This is a genomic window from Nannocystis pusilla (genome assembly GCF_026626665.1).
Classification (GTDB): Bacteria; Myxococcota_A; Polyangia; order Nannocystales; family Nannocystaceae; genus Nannocystis; species Nannocystis pusilla.
This window is the reverse complement of record NZ_JAPNKE010000002.1, coordinates 9,767,765-9,783,955: the sequence shown is the minus strand read 5'-3', so window position 1 is coordinate 9,783,955 and position 16,191 is coordinate 9,767,765. Positions and strand designations below refer to the sequence as shown.

Annotated in this window: 6 protein-coding genes; 3 read left to right on the top strand and 3 right to left on the bottom strand. The window is 72.9% G+C overall.

Annotation, left to right across the window (positions count from 1 at the left end; translation table 11 throughout):
- Positions 1–3: 3 nt before the first annotated feature.
- The 3 genes from OV079_RS43360 to OV079_RS43350 are packed head-to-tail and all read right to left on the bottom strand — an operon-like array spanning position 4 to position 11,905.
- Positions 4–1,914 (bottom strand): SWIM zinc finger family protein, encoded by a 1,911-nt coding sequence (locus OV079_RS43360; protein ID WP_267775611.1) that lies wholly within the window; start codon positions 1,912–1,914, stop codon positions 4–6.
- A complete protein-coding gene (locus tag OV079_RS43355; RefSeq protein ID WP_267775608.1) occupies positions 1,911–8,624 on the bottom strand; it encodes a HEAT repeat domain-containing protein in 6,714 nt (2,237 codons plus the stop codon). The genes OV079_RS43360 and OV079_RS43355 overlap by 4 nt, the downstream gene beginning before the upstream one ends.
- The gene (locus tag OV079_RS43350) at positions 8,624–11,905 is read right to left on the bottom strand and encodes a BRCT domain-containing protein (RefSeq protein WP_267775606.1); all 3,282 of its coding nucleotides are present in this window, start codon (positions 11,903–11,905) and stop codon (positions 8,624–8,626) included. Before OV079_RS43350 ends, OV079_RS43355 begins: the two co-directional genes overlap by 1 nt.
- A gap of 217 nt (positions 11,906–12,122) precedes the next feature.
- Between OV079_RS43350 and OV079_RS43345 the strand changes: the two genes are divergently transcribed.
- From OV079_RS43345 to OV079_RS43335, 3 genes are all read left to right on the top strand, one after another.
- Positions 12,123–12,584: an AgmX/PglI C-terminal domain-containing protein gene (locus OV079_RS43345; RefSeq protein WP_267775605.1), complete on the top strand. Its 462-nt coding sequence runs from the start codon at positions 12,123–12,125 to the stop codon at positions 12,582–12,584.
- A gap of 202 nt (positions 12,585–12,786) precedes the next feature.
- Positions 12,787–14,931 (top strand): hypothetical protein, encoded by a 2,145-nt coding sequence (locus OV079_RS43340; protein ID WP_267775603.1) that lies wholly within the window; start codon positions 12,787–12,789, stop codon positions 14,929–14,931.
- 385 nt (positions 14,932–15,316) lie between these two features.
- Entirely contained in the window at positions 15,317–16,093 is a 777-nt protein-coding gene (locus OV079_RS43335; RefSeq protein WP_267775600.1) for an SDR family oxidoreductase, read from the top strand.
- Positions 16,094–16,191: the final 98 nt, after the last annotated feature.

The window sequence follows — 16,191 nt, the reverse complement described above, 5'->3', positions numbered from 1 at the left end:
GGTCTACCCCGCGCTCCCGTCGAGAAACCCGCGCGCCTCGAGGTCGTCGACGCGCTCGAAGAAGGCCGCTCGCGCCTCGGCGACCGAGCCGAACACGAAGCTCTGCACCCGCAGCTTGGCCGCGCCGCGCGGGCCCCAGCGGATCCGCAGGCGCTGGCGGTCGAGCGAGAGCTGCACGATCTCCTCCGACTCGCCCGTCGCCCCCGGCGCCGGCGGCAGGCGGCGCGCGTAGGTCCGCGTCTCGAGCGTGATCGTCCCGCGCTCCGAGCCGCGGGCCTGGCGGCGGCGCTCCTCCTCCTGCGCCTGGGCGATCCGCAGCGCGATCAGGTGGGCGCACGGGCCCTCCTTCAGCTTGTGCTTGCGGTAGAACGCGCAGGTGCACTCGGCCCCGCGCACGCGGCCGTCGTCGTCGAGCGTCAGCTGCGGCCGGTAGTCGCGGCGGTCGGCGGTCACGGTGACCTTGCCGGTCAGCTCGAGGCCGACGCCGTAGATCCGGTTCTCGCTGGCGATCTTGACCGCGCCCTTGGCCACGAGGTCGTGCGCCACCTTCTCGCGCGGGTTGCGGTAGACCAGGCGGCCGAGGTCGATCGCGCCGCCGAGCAGCGGGCGGTAGCGGTAGCGGTCCTCGGACAGGTCGTACATCACCTGGCCGTGCTGGCAGGCCTTCTGCAGCGCCGCGCGCACGTCGGCGATCGGCTTCTTGGTCGCCTTCGCCAGCTCGTCCGCGGACGCGACCCACACCTCGCCGAGCTTCTTCAGCACCGCCGAAAGCACCGCGGCCGACTCTTCGTTGCGGTCGCGCGGCAGCAGCTGGTCGAAGCCGACGGCCTGCGACCAGTTGGCCGAGGTGAAGCCCGACAGGCCGAGGGTGAAGGTGACCGGGCCGGCGCGCAGCACGTAGAAGCTGGGCAGGCCCGAGCCGAGCAGGTGGATGTCGACGGTCTCGACGAACGGCAGCAGGCGGCGCAGCAGGCCGAGGCGCCGGCGGCCCCAGATCCGCACCAGCGCCGGCTGGCGGCCGGTGAACGGCCCGGCGCTGGTGGCGAGCACCAGCTCCCACGGCTCGAGCACCAGCCGCGGCGGCTCGCCGGGCACCAGCTCGACGCGGACGCCGCGGCCGCCCTGCTTCTTGTCGGCGTTGAGCCGCAGGTGGCGCAGGACGTTGTAGAGGTCGATCGCGGCGATGCGCACCGCCGTGGTCGGCAGCGTCGCCGCCGCTTGCACCTGCAAGAACCCGCGCAGCCAGCTGTCGGGCAGCTGGATCGACTTCTCGATCACCGGCGGGCGCGTCGCGTCGCTGGCGACGCTGACCGCGTCGGTGCCGATCGTCAGCTTCGTCTCGCGGTAGCTGCGGACCCGCTGCACCCCGTCGAACAGCGCCTTGCTGAAGTCGATGTTGGTGGTGCCGTGCTGCAGCTCGCCGCTGCGCTCGATCGCCGACCAGTCGATCGCCATCTGCGCGTAGGCGCCCTCGTCCTTGGAGAACACCTCGAACAGCAGCTTGTCGGGGTGCACGGTGACGACCGGGTCGAGCACCACCCACGCCGACGGGTCGTTTCGCGCCAGCCAGTCGAAGTAGGCCTGCTGGGCCTGCCACGCGCTCTGCCCGGCGGTCTGCTTCTTCAGCCGCTGGTAGGCGAGGTACGCGGTCCTGTCCTTCGGGACATAACGGAAGTCCGAGCTGACGACCTCGTACAGCGCCGACAACGCCTCGCGCACCAGCAGCGGCTGCTTCAGCGCGCCCTCGGCCCGCACCGGCGGGCGCTCGGTGTTGGCGAAGATCTGCAGCTTCGACGCGCTCTCGCCGGCCTCGAGCTGGCTGGCGCCGGCGTAGCCGAGGCGGACCGGCGTCCGCGGGTCGCTGAGCTGCTCCTCGGGCTTGCTCGACTCGGGTTCCTTGGTTTCCTCGCTCACAGCGACACCTCCCAGCGGCTACGGCGGACCTTCGGCGAGGCGGCGGCGGCCTTGATCCGCTTCGCCCGCCGGAGCGCGCGCCAGGCCGCCTTGCGCAGCTCCTCGTCTTCCTGCTCGTCGGCCCCGATCTTGCGCAGCGCGTCGAACGCCGCGTCGTCGCCGATCTGGCCCAGCGCCTCGACCAGCCCCATGCGGGCCGTCTCGCTGGCGTTCTTGTCGGCCAGCGCCTTCGTCAGGCCGGCCACGTCGCCCAGCTTGACCAGCCAGGTCAGGACCACGCCCTGGCGGTGCACGTCGGCCGCGGACCCGCGCAGCGCGGGTTGGGCCTTGTCTGCCCCCTGGGACAGCAGGCGCGCCAGCGGGTCGGCGTCGTCGAGCACCGTCGCGGCCAGCGGGGCCACGTCGCCCTTGCGCTGGCTGAGGCCCGCGGCGGCCAGCGTGCGCAGCTCGCCGTCGCTGCCGCCGAGCACGGCCTTGAGGGCCTTGTCGCCGGCGGCGCCGCCTGCCCCCGCGGCCAGCTCGATGACCGCCTGGCGGCGGATCTTGCGGCCGTGCGCGGCGTGAGCGGTGCCGTCGGCCGCGAGCGAGACGGCCGCGACGAGCTCGTCGCCGCCGACGTCGAGGCGGGCGCAGGCCCACAGCAGCGCGAGGTACGGGCCCTCGAGCTCGCCGAGGCGGTGCGACTCGCCGTGGACCAGGCGCCGGTACTCGGCCAGCCAGGCCTCGCGGTAGGCCTTCGTCGCGGCGATCAGCGCGTCCTTGTGCCCCGCCGCCTTGGCGCCGGCGCGGCCGATCACCTGGGCCGCGACCATCGCCGTGCGCGGGTGCGCCAGCGACAGGTGCGGGGCCGCGGCGTCGATCGGCAGCGGGTCGCGGTTGGTCAGGATCTGCACCAGCGGCCCCATGTAGAGGTCCTGGCGGCGCAGCTTCGGCAGCAGCGAGAACAGCCGGACCACGTCGCCGCGGTCGCGCAACCGGTTCAGCAGCTCGCGCTCGAGCGGGGCGTGGTAGCTCAGCACCATCGCGTAGTCGGGCTCGAGCGAGTCGGGCCCGTGGTGCTTGCGCAGGCTGTAGGCCAGCGCCTGGGCGACGGCGCTCTGCCGCTCCTCGCCGAGCCGCGCGGTCAGGAGATCCGCGGTGGTCGGGTCGGCGCAGTGCTCGAGCAGCGCGGCGACGGTCTGACGCACGCCCGGATCGGGGTCCTCGACGCGGCCGCGGATCAGGTCCCAGGCCTCGCGGGTGCCGAAGTAGCGCAGGCCGATCAGGGCCCGGCGAGCGACGCCACCTGTCCCCTTGGCCAGGCGCGTGAGGATCCCGAAGATCCGCTGCGGCTGGCCCGGCTGGGCCTCGGCGCCCTTGCCCATGTGCCCGAGCGCCTCGGCGGCCTCCTCCTGCAACGCGTGGCCCTCGTCGGACACGAGCCGCAGCAGGGTGTCGAGCGCGCGGATGTCGGCCAGAGCCCCGAGCGCCCGCACGGCGCGCCGGCGCAGGTCGAGGTCGGGCTGCAGGTCGACGCTGGTGAGCAGGACGCTGCTGCCCTCGCCGCGACCGCCGAGCGCGAGGCCCTCGGCGGCGAGGAACGAGACCGTCGGGTCGCTCGACTTGAGCGCCGCGAGCAGCGGCTCGGCCGGACCTGACCTCTTGCGCAGGCGCCAGCCGATCGCCTCGGCCGCGCGGCTGGCGATCTCCGGCTTCGGGTAGGTCCACAGCGGCGCGAGGCTGGCGTCGACCTCCTTGCCGCGAGCCCAGCGGAGGCTCGGCAGGACCGTCTGCAGGGTGCGGTCGTCGGACAGCCGGCGCGCGGCCTCGGCGATCTGGACCAGCACCGCGTCGTGGCGCGGGAACTGCTTCGACTCCCAGTCGGCGACCCGCGGGCCGGAGCTCACGTCGTCGTCGTCATCGTCGGCATCGTCGTCGCTGAAGTCGTTGCTGTCGTCGTCGTCGTCGTCGTCGTCGTCGTCGTCGTCGTCGTCGTCGAAGTCATCGTCGTCGTCGTCGTCGAGGCCGGCGTCGCGCAGGGACGACGGGCTCTGCGGGCCGGCGTCCTCCGGGTCTTCGATGCGCTGGTCGTAACCGGAGATCACGAGCAGCGCGCCGAAGGCGGCGGCGCGGCGCTTGGGGTTGTCGACGTGGGCGAGGATCCGCGGGACATCGGCGACCTGGCGGAAGCCGGCGGCGGCCTGCAGCAGGTTGTCGACGCGGGCAGTGCCGGCCGGGTCGCGGTCGATGCGGTCGAGGAAGGCCTGCGCCGCGCGCCCGTCACCGAGCCGCTGCAGCGCGCGGATCGCCTCGCTCTGCTCGCCCGACTGGTCGGAGCGCAGCATCTCGACCAGCACGTCGAACGCGGCCGCGTCCTTGTGCGTGGCCAGTTGCAGCGCCGCGGCGAAGCGGACCGCGCGGTACTTCGAGGTCAGCGCGACGCGCAGCGCCTTGGCCGCGGCGCCCTTGCCCTCGGGCTCGTAGTTGGTGGCCAGGCCCTGGACCGCGGCCAGCCGCAGCTTCTCGGCGCGGGCGCCGAGCGACAGCGTGTGCACGAACACCCACGCGTCGCGCCTGGCCTTTTGGCCAGCTTCGCTCTCGGCCTCGGGCGAGCCGGGACGGACCCCGCTCTTCTTTTCGGCGAGCAGCTTGGCGGCCTCCTGCTCGAGGCCGTCGTCGCGCTGCAGCAGCGTCTCCTCGAGCACCTTGAGGCCGGCCGCGGCGCCGCCCTCCTGCGACAGGAGGCCGAGGCCCCACGAGCCGGTGTCGCTCTGGCCGGTGGCCAGCGCCTCGGCGGCGAGGGTGGTGTTGTCGACGCCGAGGCCCTTGAGGCCGTCGAAGGCCTGGCGGCGGATCGAGCCCTGGGCGTCGCCGAGCGCCGGGACCAGCACCGACACCGCCGCGGCGACGTGCTCCGGCGCGCCGGGCTTGCCCGACTTGTAGCCGGCCAGCGCCAGCACCCGCGACAGCGCGGTCTGGCGGATGCGGGTCTCGGCCGAACCGCCGGGCAGGCGCGACAGCGCCGCGTAGGCGCCGAACACGATCTGCCGCAGCTCCTCCGGCGCGTAGGCCAGCTTGGCCGCGACCTTCTGGCTCGCCTGCTGCTTGGCCGCCGCCAGCGCGCGGTGGAACCGCTTGCCGAACACGGCCCACACGCGGTCGAGCGTCTCCTGCTTGTCCTCCTGCAGCGCCTCGAGCAGCCGCGCGGCGCGGACCTTGAGCTGCGGGTTCGAGCGGCTGTCGCCGAACGTCGCCAGCTCGGCCAGCGCGTGCACGTCCGCCTCGGCGAAGGTCCACTTGGCCCGGCCCTCGCCGCGGTCGTTGAACAGGTCGGTGACGAACTTCGAGAAGGCGGCGTCGTCGCCGAAGCTCTCGAGCGCCTGCGCGGCCAGCAGGCGCACGCGCGGGTGCGCCGACGCCAGCGCGGCGAGGCAGCGGTCGGGCACGCCGTCGCCCTCGACCATCTCGCGCATCATCAACAGCAGCAGCGCGCGGCTCTGGATCTTCTCGTCGTTCGAGTCGAGGAACGAGACCAGCAGGTCCTCGTTGCCGAGCGCCAGCGCGGCCAGCAGCGCCTGCGCCGGCGGCGGCGCGGCCTTGCCGGGGGTGAAGATCAGCGACGCGCCGGCCGGGTCGCCGATGAACGCCAGGCCGAGCGCGGCCTCGCTCTGGACCGCGGGGTCCGAGTGCTGCAGCGCGGCCTGCAGCGCGAACACGGCGTTGGCGTTGTCGGGCCGGGCCATCCACGACAGGGCGGTCGCGGCGGCGCGGCGGATCTGCGCCTCCTTGTGCTGCAACAGCGGCAGCACCGCGTGGCTCGGGGTCGGATCGCCGAGCTCGGCCAGGCCGCCGAGCGCCCGCACCACGCGGTCGAGCCACTTGGCCCGCAGCGCCGGCACCTCGGGCTCGGGCGCCTCGACCATCGCCTGCAGCGGCGCGCGCACCGAGCTGTCCCCGTGGACAGCCAGGGCGCAGGCGGCCCGCACGACCACGTCGGGGTACTTGCTGGTCAGCGCGGCCGGCAGCGCCTCCTCGCCCTCGCCGGTCAGCAGCGCGTCGACGGCGAGCTGGCGGACCGCCTCGTCCTCGTCGTCGATCGCCTTGACCAGCAGCTCGTGGGTGCCGGGCGCCTTGCGCTTGGCCAGCACCTTGACCGCCTCGACGCGCAGGTCGATCCACCGGCCCGCGAGCGCGACCGACAGCGGCTCGGCGCCGATGCCCTTGGTCCGCTTGAGCGCGAACTCGAAGGCGTCCTTGCGCAGGCTCGGGTCGGCGTCGCCGAGGAGCTCGAGCAGCAGCGGCCAGGCCCACGACTGGGAGATCTGGCCCATCACCTCGCCCATCACCTCGCGGCGCACGTCGGCGTGGATGCTCTTGAGGACGAAGCGCAGGCTGCCCGCCCCGCCGCCGCCGACCTCGAGGCTGAGCGCGGCCTTGAAGGCCTCGCTGCGGACCGTCTTGCCGGCGTCGCCCAGGGCGCGCTCGAGCAGCGCGATCGCCTTCGGGTCCTCCTTGGCCTTGGCCTTCTTGATCTGCTTGATCAGCAGGTCGAGGCCGCGCCGGCGCACGTCCTCGTGCTCGGCGAACAGGCCGGACTCGGCGACCGCCAGCGGGCCGCCGTCCTCCAGCCCGGCGAGCGCGGTGAAGGCCGCGTCGCGCACGCTGGCGTCGCCGTCGCGCAGCATCAGCCGCAGGCGCGCCCCGCCGCGCGGGTCACCCAGCTCGGCCAGCGCCTTGCAGGTGTCGACCCGCACCGACGGCGTGCTCTCGCGGGACAGCTGCAGCAGCGTGCCGAGGGCCCGCGGATCCTGCAGCGAGGCCAGCGCGGCCGCGCCGGCCAGGCAGGTGTCGAGCGCGCGGCTCGCCATCGCCTCGAGCAGCGGCCGCTTGTCGGCCTCGTCGAGCTCGGACAGCGCGACCTGCTTCGGCTTCGGCAGCTCGTCCTCGACCTTGCCCTTGGAACCTGTCTCTTTGGACTTGCCCGCAGCGCCGGCTCCGGCCGCGGCCTCGGCGGCGGCCGCCTTGACCTCGTCGACCGGCGAGCGCGCGGTCTCGATGTCGTGCAGCTGGCGGTGCAGCTGCTTGTCGCGGCAGCGCAGCGCGGCGGCCAGCTTGGGCCGGGCCAGCAGCGAGATCAGGAACGCCGCCTGGCGCACGCCCGCGTCGGTGTCGGCGGAGAAGCGGCGCAGCGCCGCCTGGACCTCCGGCAGCGCCAGCATGCCGCGCTGGTAGAAGCGGATCAGCGCGGTGCGGCGGATGTCGGCCTGGGTCGCGCGCAGGGCGATGAGCTCGGCCTCGGGCGAGCTGGCGTCGTGAAGGTCCTCGAGCGCGGCCAGGGCGGCGACGCGGACCTCGCGGGGCTGGCCCGACAGCGCGGTGACCAGGCGGGTGAACGCGAGGTCGTCCTTGCGCGCGAGGTCGGTCAGGGCGGTGATCGCCGCGGTGCCGATGTCGCGCTTGCCGACGGCCAGCGCGAGGTCGAAGATCCGCAGCGAGTCGGCGCCCTCGAGCTTGAGCAGGCCACCCAGCGCCGCCAGGCGGACGGCGTCCTCACCGGCGCGCAGCAGCGGCTCGAGCAGCTTGATCGCCCGCGGGCTGCCCGACTCGCCGAGCAGCGAGGTCGCCAGCACCTTGAGGCCGTGGTCGTCGTCGTTGCTGACGCGCTGCGCCAGGGTCTCGAGCGACTTGGCGTCGTTCCAGCCGGCCAGGGCGCGCAGCGCCGCCTCGCGCAGCTTGGGGTCGCGGCGCTTGAGCTCGTACTCGGCCCACTGGTGCGCGCCGTAGTAGACCAGCTCGCGGTCGCCGAGCTTGCCCTCGGCGTCGATCGGGAACAGCCGCAGCGTGTTGTCGATGCACGCGGCGACCAGGTGCTCCTTGCCCTTGTACTGGCCGAGCGCGAGCGCCACGACCTTGGCCAGGCCCTCTTTCTGGGCGGCCGGCTTGCGCTGGCCGGCGCCGCGGACCCACGCCTTGATCTGCGAGTCGAGGCCGGAGGTGTAGAAGCGGTCGCCGGTGCCGTTGACGATCGCGGTCGTCTTGTCGCCGTGGCCGTTCTTGCCCGAGCGGTCCTCGGGGTCGAGGTCGCCGCGCACGTGGGTGAGCAGCAGCTTGTGGTCGACCGCGGCCGACATCACGCGCAGCTCGTCGGGCTCGAAGCACAGCGCCGTGACCGCGCCCTCGTGCAGCTTCTTCGACTCGCCGGCGTAGAACGCCTCCTTGTTCTCGCAGTCGAACACGCTGAGGGTGCCGCGGTCGCTGCCGACCACCAGCCAGGTGCCCGACGGGTCGGAGGCGATCGTCGTGGCGAACTCGGCGAGCTCGATGCGCTGCAGCTCCTTGCCGTCCTTCTTGGCGAGGATGACGAGCTGCTTGCCGGCGACCACCGCGAGGCGGCCGTTCGCGGCCGGGGCGAGGGCCACCGGCGGCGGGTCGAACACCGGGCCGAGCGGCTTCGGCTCGCCCTTGTCGAGGCCGGCCTTGTAGACCTGGCCGTCGCTGCCGGCGACGAACACGTGGCCGTCGTCGGCCGCGAGCGCGACGCCGCCGGCCGGCAGGTCGCCGACCACCAGCTCGCCGGTGTCGAGGTTCAGCCGGTACAGCGCGGTCGCCTGGCCCTCGGGGTGGACCGCCGCGATCAGCAGCTGGACGCCGTGGGCGACGATCGCCTTGAGGTCGCCGCGGATCTGCGTGTACTTGTCGTTCGTGAAGCGATCGGTGACGGGCGTCGACATCAGGCGGCCTCCGGCGAGAGCTTGAGGTCAGGGTGAGCGGCGCCGACGCGGGCGAGGGCGACCAGGCAGGCCGCGCGCTCGCTGGCGCCGCGCGAGCCCATGAATTCGACCAGCACCGGCCCGGCCAGCGCCGCGAACGCGGCGTCGGCCTCGGCCAGGTCGCGCATCGCCTCGACCAGCGCCAGCTTGGCCTTGCGCGCCGGCAGCGGCCGCAGCTTCCTGGCCTTCGGGGCATGTTCGACCGGCGCCGCCACGTCCTCGGCGTCGGCCTGCTTGGCCTCCGCGCTCGGCTTGGTCGGCGGGATCGTGAACAGCAGGCGGCGCATGAAGTCGCGCAGCGCCTCGCCCGGCGCCGGCAACCCGCTCGGCCGCGCCGGCGCGCCCGGACCCTCGGGCGGCTCGATCTCCGCCTTCTTCGCGGTCGCGCCGGCGCTCGGCTTCGGCCCCGGCGCGGCCTTCTGCTCGGGCCGCGGCGCCGGCTTCCAGCCGCCCGTGATGCCGCGGTCGCGGTAGAGGTGCCAGATCGTCCGCACCACGAAGGCGACGACGTGGCGGTCGGGGCTCTCGCTCAGGCGGAACAGCTCCTCGGGGATCGCCAGGCGAGCGTCACGCCGCACCAGGCCCATGCCGATCGCCCGCACCTCGGGGACCAGCGACTCGCAGAACGGGTAGACCGCGGCCGGCGTCAGCGTGGTCGGGTCGATGCGGAAGCGCTTGTTGTCGGCGTTGTCCTCGGCGAAGAGCGCCTTGGCGATGAACTCGCGCACCTCGGAGTAGGCCGACTCGACCACGCCGAGCAGCTCGGACAGCGGCGGCGACCAGCGGGCCAGCTCCCAGCGCGCGAGGTCGAGGCCGAACTGCCGCACCGGCGCGCGGCTGTCGGTGAGCAGCGGCTTGACGCGGGCCCACGACAGGAACTCGGCGGGGATCTCGGCGCCCGGATCGACGGGGCGATCGGTGAGCGCGAGGCTGATGTCGGGGTGGTGGCGGCGGATGTACTGGCGGGCGAAGTCGGCCTGCGGTGCGTCGGCCGGGCCGGGGCCGGTGGCCATCTCCCACAGCCGCTCGCAGCCGGCCTGCACCGAGTCGCCGCTGAAGTTGCGCTGCTCGCCGGCCAGCATCTGCAAGAACGCGGTCTCGGAGATGATCTTGATCGGCGCGCCCTTCTCGACCAGCTTCTCCGCCGCGACCTGCTTGCTGCCCTTGCGGCCCTGGCCGTACAGCGGCGAGCCGTCGTCGCCGATCACCAGGTAGTCGAGCTTGGCGGTCACGCTGCCGGCGTTCTTGCCCTTGGCCGTGGTGACCTTCTCCTCGGCGTCGTCGCGCTTCATCGTCGCCAGCTTGCCGGTGAAGAGGAAGGTCTTGCCGCCGAGGTCGATCGCCTTGGCCTTGCCGGCCTTGGCCTCGGCCTTCGGCGCCTCCTCCTGCTTCGGCGCGAAGTCGGCGGGCACCAGCGCCTTCGTCATGTATTCGAGGGCGAAGCCCCGGTACTGCGGCTCGGGCCGCAGCGCCAGCTGCATCAGCCAGTCGAAGCCGAGCTGGCTCGGACGGAACCGCCGCACGTCGCTGAGGAAGCCGAGCGCGGTGGCGGCGAGGCCCTCGTCGAACTTGAGCTCGCGGGCCCACGGGCGGCCGCTGGCGATGAGCTCGGCGATCCACTTGTCCTCGTCCCAGGTCGGCTGGAAGCTGGCGGCGCGCCAGAAGCCGGCGTCGATGTCCTCGGCCTTGATCTTCTCCTCGGAGATCCACTTCAGCAGGGTCTGGCGCGCGTACGGGTGCAGGACCATGCGCGCGAGGAAGTCCTTGCCGAGCTCCTCGCCGGGGAAGCGCGACAGCGCGTCCAGAGCGAAGTTGGTGGCGTTGGCGGAGATCCGCGGGTCGTCGAGCAGGTCGCGGAAGTACTCGGCGCCGAGCGACTTGTAGGTGTGGACCTTCGTCAGCAGGTCGGAGGCGAACGCGAACACCTTCTGCCGGCTGTCGAGCAGGCGGTCGGTGAACCACGCCGGCGTCAGCTCGCGCGCGCTGAAGTGCTTCCTCAACGCGGCGACGGCGAGGTCGTGGCCGTGCTGCGTGCCGAGCAGGCGACCCCACGCGTCGAGGCCGATGTCCTTGCGCGGGTCACGGTCGCCGAGCAGGTCGGCGACCAGCTTGCGCACCTCGGCGTTGCTGTTGTTGGCCAGCAAGATCAGGCGGTCGAGCGCCAGGTCGCGGGCGTGGGTGCGGGCGTAGTTGGCCGCGTAGGCGCGGGCCGCGTCGGCGCGCGAGTCGAGCAGCTGCAGCACCGGCTCGTGCAGGCCGAGCTCGCGGAAGCTGCCCTGGTCGAACTTCGGCACGTTGCCGAGCAGCCAGATCACGAACTCGTCGACCGTCGCCGAGCCGACCGCGATCAGCCGCGCCGCCCACGGCGCCTCGACCTCGCGCAGGTTGGCGCGGAAGTCGGTCTTCAGCGCCTGCACCGCGAACTTGCGCACCTGCTCCGAGCGCGCCCGCTCGAGCAGCTGCAGCACCGGCCGCGGGGTCCGCCGCCACAGCTCGGCGAAGGCCCGCTCGTTCAGCTGCAGCGCGCCCGAGCGGTACAGCTTGAAGTTGCGGCGCGTGTACTTCTTCGTCTCGTGATGGAGGATGTGGTTGTAGACCCACGTGTTCTGCCACGTGGTGCTGTCCTCGTAGTGGCGCAGCACCGCCGCCGCCGCGTCGACGTAGGCCGGCGCCGCGGCCTCGCCGAGGCGCCGCAGGTATCGCCACGCCCGCCGCACCAGGTAGCCGAGCGTGTGTCGCGAGATCTCGCCGACCTTGCGCTGCTTGGTCGCGTACGCGTGGTCGAAGCGGACCGCGAGCGCGCCGAGGATCTCGACGTCGCCCTTGGCCTCGGCCTCCTTGAAGATCTGCTTGAGCCCGCGCCACGGGCCCCAGCGCAGCGGGACCTTCTGGATCGCGTCGAGCAGCGCGGCCCGCTCGTAGGCGCCGGCGGACCGCTGCCACAGATCGAGCAGCACCTCGTGCAGGCGCAGCCGCGGCGGCAGCGGGGTCTCGGCGTCCTTGGCCTCGAGCGCGCGCATGCTGTCGATGCGGTAGCGGGCCCGCTCCTGCGGCTTGGAGCGCGTGAACTTCCAGCTCGTGAGCTGCTGGGTGAAGGTCGCGTAGGTCAGCGCGCCTTCTCGCGGCGGCTTGTCCGGCCGCGGGTCGGCCGCGTTGGCGAGGCTCACGATCAAGGTGGACAGTTCCGGGTCCCGGCTGTCCCACGCGCGGCGGATATCATCGAGGCTGAGTTCGAGGGCCATCGCCTGCTCCCGGAGAGGAGGCCGGAGCATGCCGCGAAGGGTCGAGCGCTTTCAACTGTCACCGTCGCGCCTGGGCTGTCTATTTGGACAGGTGAAGCGCTCGATCCCGCGCCCGCGAGCGGGACATCCCCGTAATAGTCGACGACTCGAGGGTCACATCCTTGCAGGTACAGATCGCGCCGAGATCCTCCCCTCGGGCCGTGATAAAAGCGTTGACATGACCCAGCGGACCTCGTGGACCCTCGCGCTCTCTCTCGCCACCCTCGTCGCCCTGCCGAGCTGCAAGAAGGAAGCGACCACGCCCCCCGACGGCTCCGGCGGCGGTGATGCGGCCGCAAGCGAGGGCGGCGGCGGCAACGGTGGCGGCAGCTCCGACGGCGCGAGCGAAGAGCCCCTCACCGCCGACACCTTCGAGGAGGCGATGCAGGCCAGGCAGGGAGACGTCGCCGATTGCTTCGCCCAGGCCAAGGAGGCCAAGCCCGACCTGGCCGGCAAGCTCGCCCTCGACGTCACGGTGGCCGGCGACGGCTCGGTGTCCGCCATCAAGTTCACCGACACCAGCACGATCAAGGAGCCCACCATCACCTCCTGCATCGAGGAGAAGGCCAAGGGCTGGAAGTTCAACAAGACCGCCGACGGCAACCCGATGACCCTCGGCTACTCGCTCAACCTGTCGTGACGACGCCGCGCGGCCCGCGCGGCCCCGCGCCCCTTCCTTATTACCTGGCTCGAGGTGACGGGGACGTCGACCGCCGGCGACGACCCACCCTCCGCGTGCGCCAGCAACCTCGGCTCCCGAGCTCGTGTTCGAGGGACGCTCGGCCCTCCGCAGAGGATGTCCTGTTGCCTGTCAAGGGCACGTCCGGCGTACCGTCGGCGGCATGAACCGCGCCGCCCTGCTCCGCCTCGCTCGCCTGTTGACCGTGTCGTCGCTGCTCGCGTGCGGCGGCGATCCTGCGGTCACGACCGGCAGCGACAGCGAGACCGGCGGCGCCGGGACGACGAGCGAGACCACGGCGGGGCCGACGAGCGGCGCGACCGAGCCGTCGACGGGTGACCCGACCACCGACGCGCCGACGTCGACCTCGACGTCGAGCCCGACCTCGACCGCAGATCCGTCCTCGACGTCGACCGAGGGCACGACCACCACCGAGGGCACGACCACCGGCGGCGCGGTCGAGGGCGGGCTGTCGCAGCGGCCCGGCGATCCGGTGGTGCTGGTCGGCGGGCAGGTGCCGGGACTGGCCGGAGTGACGGCCGGCGACGTGGTGGGCTTCGCGCGCAAGGACGGGGCGTGGCTGCAGATCCCGCTGCAGGTCGACGAGCGGGTGCTTGTCGATTTCTGCACGATCTACGCGGAGGCGCTGCTCGGCGAGGACGCGCCGTGCAAGACGGCGCAGACGATCCAGGCGCTGTTCTACGCCGACCCGAACACGTACACGGGGGCCGACACCGACCCGAGCCTCGACCGCGACGACGAGGTGGTGTTCATGGCCCGTGACGCGGGCGACCGCACGACGCCGGGCGACGAGCCGGACGGGGTGGTCGCGGGCTCGGGCGTCGAGGTCGAGCTGGTCGACGGCGACGAGAGGGCGTGGGTGTACCTGTTCGCCCGCGCGAGCGCCGACCTCGACCCCGGCGCGGGCGTCGACCTGGTCGGCTACGAGCTCGGGTTGGCCGGCGACATCGACTACAAGACGGAGTACCCGTTCATCGGCAAGGGCAGCTGCGGCAACGCGACCTGCGACCCGCCGATCCTCGAGGACTCGACGATCACGAGCCCGCACTACGAGCGCCACTTCGCGGCCCGGTGGGTCACCGACAGCCTGCGCGTCACGATGGCCGACTCGACGGGCGAGGACATCCTCGACATCGCCCAGGCCCGCTTCGCGCCCGACTTCTGCGGCCGCCACGTGCTGACGTTCTCGACGTCGGAGGGGGCGTTCGTGGCCAACATCGACGGCCCGGTGCGGGCGATCCGCTCGTACCTCGGGGCCAACAGCGGGCCGCTGACGCAGCGCACCCACCTGTTCTACGACCAGGTCGAGGTGGTGCAGACGTTCCTGCGCGTGCACCCGATCCCGGCGATCATGGAGCTCGTCGACTACTCGCCCGACGCCGAAGGGATGACGTACTACAACGAGCACAACGAGGCCGGGCTGCCCATCGACGGCGAGCCCGACTTCGGCTTCGACGACGCGCAGTTCTCGTGGGAGCTGGTCAGCGGCCCGCACGGCAGCGTGGTCAGCGTGCTCGACCCGCACCTGTCGCAGCCGCTGACGACGGTGGCGTACTTCGAGGACAACCTGAACACGCCGAACGACCAGTGCTCCGCCTCGAACACGCTCGACGCGCCCGACGACGCGGCGTTCGGCACGTCGGGGGTGTGGATCACGTCGGCGATCCCCGAGACCGACCCGCGCAACGGGGCGCAGGACCACGTGTTCATCCAGCGCACGAGCTTCTACCAGCCGCCCGACCTGGCGGTCGAGGCGGCGAAGCTGCTGGCGGCCCGGATCCAGCAGCCCCCGCAAGCGCTGGCCCGCGGCTTCGCGGGAGCCGTCGGGGAGACCTGCGGCGACGCGACGTGCGCGCCCGGCGAGGAGGCGAGCTGCCCGCTCGACTGCAACCCGTTCGACGCGAGCTGCGGCGACGGGCTGTGCGACCTCTGGGAGACGTCGGTGAGCTGCGCGGAGGACTGCGGCGACGGCCTCATGCCGGGCCCGGGCTGCGGCGACGCGACGTGCGACGCGGGCGAGCACGAGCTGAGCTGCGCGGCCGACTGCTGGATCGGGACGTTCGAGCCGCTGGTGAGCTGCATGGACGCGTCGTGCCCGGCACAGAAGGGGGCCTGCAGCGACGAGCTGCCGTGCGTCGACCGCATCGTCTGCGTGGCGGAGTGCGTGGCCGGCGGTGGCGCGCTCAACGCTTGCGCTTCGATGTGCGCGATGCAGATCCCGGCGACGCCCGAGCAGGCTTCCTTCGCGAATGCGCTGATGACGTGCGCGCAGCAGAACTGCCTGTGACTCGCGGAGGGGCGTGGCCGGCCGGGAGACAGCTGTCAACGACGGGCGCCCGGTCGCTCCGCGGCCCGACCGCGCGCAGTTCGACGACCTGTCCGATGAGACATGCGAGGGCCGCAGGGCCTCACGCCCGCGCGGGCACGGCGAGCACGGCGAGCTTGCCCGTCTCCGAGCCGACTGCCATGCGCGTGCCGGCGGGGTAAGGCGATCGCGGCGACGCGGTCCTTCTTGCCGAGCACCTTCTGGCAAAAAATCTCGCCGCCCCGATTAGTGAGCAGCACCACCTGTCGGATTTGCCGATGGCCAAACGCTGACCGTCGGGTCGGAAGGCAAAGGTCGTCACGAGCCACCGCTGGCAGCGGATGCGGGCGGTGATATGCAAGCGGGCATGACCTCTTCATCCTCCACGCGCGGCGCCATCGTCACCGGGGCGGGCCGCGGGATCGGGCGGGCCATCGCTCGCGCGCTGCTGGCCGACGGCTACCGCGTGGTCCTCGTCGACGTCGACCGCGAGGCCGGCGAGGACGCGCTCGAAAAAACCCTCGCGCGGCCGGACGCCGCGTGGTTCGTGCAGGCCGACCTGAGCCGCGAGCCCGAGGTCGCGGCCGCGGTCGCCGAGGCGCTGACGCGGCTCGGTCGCCTGGACGCGCTCGTCAACAACGCGGCCGTCGCCGACCCGCACGCCGGGCCGCTGACGGCGCTGCCGCTGGACCGCTGGGAGCGGGTGCTGGCGGTCAACCTCACCGGGCCGATGCTGTGCTGCAAGCACGCGGCGCCGCACCTGCAGGCGACGCGCGGGGCGATCGTCAACGTCGCTTCGACGCGCGCGCACCAGTCCGAGCCCGACACCGAGGCGTACGCGGCCAGCAAGGGCGGGCTGGTCGCGCTGACGCACGCGCTCGCGCGCAGCCTGGGGCCCGCGGTCCGCGTCAACTCCGTCAGTCCGGGCTGGATCGACACCCGCGACGAGCGCGGCCCGGGCCGCCCCGAGCCGCCGCCGCTGCGACCCGTCGACCACGCGCAGCACCCCGTCGGCCGGGTCGGCCGGCCCGACGACGTCGCGGCGATGGTGGCCTTCCTGCTGTCGGACCGCGCCGGCTTCGTCACCGGCCAGGACTTCGTGGTCGACGGCGGGATGACGCGGGCGATGATCTACGCCGAGTAGACGCCTCATTCCATGTCTTTGTAGACATGTCCATGAGGACATGGAGAGACGACGCCCCTGCCGTGTCCGGTCGGTCGACGGCAGGGCGTCACGCGACG